Genomic DNA, 1343 nt, shown 5'->3' with positions numbered 1-1343 from the left:
CCGCTCACCGTGTAGACCACGATCTTCCAGAAGTCGGTGTTCACGCCCGACAGGCGCACCGCCTCCTCGTTGCTGCCGAGCGCGAAGGTGTAGCGCCCGAGGATCGTCCTGTTGAGCACGATGCTCGCGGCCACCGCCACCAGGAACAGGATCAGCACCGCATTGGGAATAGGCAGCGAGGGCACGATGTCGCCGATCAGCGAATCCTGCGAGATGGCGGTGAAACCCGGCGTGTCGTTGAAGTAGATCGGCTTGGTGCCCGAGATCACCAGCGACAGGCCCTTGAGCAGCATCATCATGCCCAGCGTCGCGATGAAGGGCGGGATCTTCAGCTTGGCGATCAGCAGCCCCGAGACGAAGCCGCTGAGCGCGCCGAAGAAGATGGCCGCGCAGACGCCCAGCCACAGCGGCATGCCCATGTAGGTGAGCACCACGCCGGTCATGACGGCGCAGAAGGTCATCAGCGTGCCCACCGAGAGGTCGATGCCCGAGGTGATGATGACGAAGGTGCAGGCGATGGCGAGCACGCCGTTCACCGCGGTCGACTGCAGTATGCCCACGAGGTTGTCGGCCTGCAGGAACTGCGGCGACGCGAAGCTGAAGAACACCATCAGCGCGACGAGGCTGGCGAAGGCCAGCAGCTTCTGCCGCGTGGCGGGGCGCAGGAGCCTGTCCTTCAGCGTCTTCGGCGAGAAGCCCGCTGCGGTGGCTGCGGTGGTCACGGTGGGGGTCGTCAAGGGGAGTCTCCAGTCGTGTCGTGCGTGGTCAAGGTGCGGCGTCCGCGGTCTCGCGGCGGGTGGCGAGCTGCATGATCCTTTCCTGCGAAGCCTCGCGCGCGACCAGCTCGCCGGTGATGCGGCCCTCGCACATCACGAGCACGCGGTGGCTCATGCGCAGCACCTCGGGCAGCTCCGAGGAAATGATGACGATGGCCTTGCCCTGCGCGGCCAGCTCGTTGAGCAGGCGGTATATCTCCGCCTTGGCGCCCACGTCGATGCCGCGCGTGGGCTCGTCGAAGAAGAGCACATTGCAGTCGCGCAGCAGCCACTTCGCGATGACGATCTTCTGCTGGTTGCCGCCCGACAACAGCCGCACCTGCTGGCGCACCGACGGCGTCTTGATGCCGAGCTGCCGCACATAGCGCTCACCGGCCGATTCGACAGCCGCCTGGTCGATGAGGAAGCCCGCCGACAGGAAGCGCTTCATGCTCGCGAGCGCGATGTTGGTTTCCACGTCCATGCCGGTGGCCAGGCCGAAGTGCTTGCGGTCCTCCGACAGGTAGCCGATGCCGTGGGCCACCGCATCCTCGGGGGAGCGGATCGACACCTTCCGCCCCTGCACGA

Annotated in this window: 2 protein-coding genes; both read right to left on the bottom strand. The window is 66.2% G+C overall.

Going from position 1 to position 1343, the window contains the following annotated elements:
• A partial coding sequence (locus EJP67_RS33475; protein ID WP_133373069.1) for an ABC transporter permease occupies window positions 1-737 on the bottom strand: 737 nt, incomplete at its 3' end.
• A 28-nt stretch (window positions 738-765) separates the two neighbouring features.
• Window positions 766-1343 (bottom strand): ATP-binding cassette domain-containing protein (locus EJP67_RS33470; RefSeq protein WP_133373068.1); only part of this gene is annotated, 578 nt, incomplete at its 5' end.

It is taken from the genome of Variovorax guangxiensis (genome assembly GCF_003952165.1).
GTDB classification, from domain to species: domain Bacteria; phylum Pseudomonadota; class Gammaproteobacteria; order Burkholderiales; family Burkholderiaceae_C; genus Variovorax; species Variovorax guangxiensis.
This window is presented reverse-complemented; position numbering and strand designations above follow the sequence as displayed.